The sequence below is a fragment of the Acinetobacter sp. I-MWF genome, from assembly GCF_025433935.1.
Taxonomy (GTDB): Bacteria; Pseudomonadota; Gammaproteobacteria; order Pseudomonadales; family Moraxellaceae; genus Acinetobacter; species Acinetobacter guillouiae.
Genome location: NZ_JAMBAR010000077.1, coordinates 1 through 310 on the forward strand (window position 1 = coordinate 1; position 310 = coordinate 310).

Consider the following 310-nt stretch of genomic DNA (forward strand, 5'->3'; position numbering starts at 1 on the left):
ACCAGCTGCATCTTGGATCGCATTTGGATCATTAGCCGTGGTTGGATCGGTATAACCCACTTGCACTGCTTGACCTGCTGTGACTGGTGTACCCAAAGTCAACACCACGGTAGAGCCATTCACTGTAACACCGGTTACAGCAACCACTTGACCATCTGCGGTGACCACAAAACTGTTTAATGGCGGTAAGTTAGTGCTGTCTAGTGCTTCACTATAGGTCAAGGTGAGCGATGTGCCGGCTGTATCTAGTGCTGCACTGACAAAGGTCGGTGCTGTGGTATCACCACCAGGCACAGTTGAACCATTATCC

The 310-nt window shown here is 50.3% G+C and carries 1 protein-coding gene; it reads right to left on the reverse strand.

The annotated features are described in order from the left end of the window. The coding region (locus M2R48_RS21445) for a SwmB domain-containing protein (RefSeq protein WP_315972869.1) at nucleotides 1-310 on the reverse strand (310 nt) is incomplete at both ends.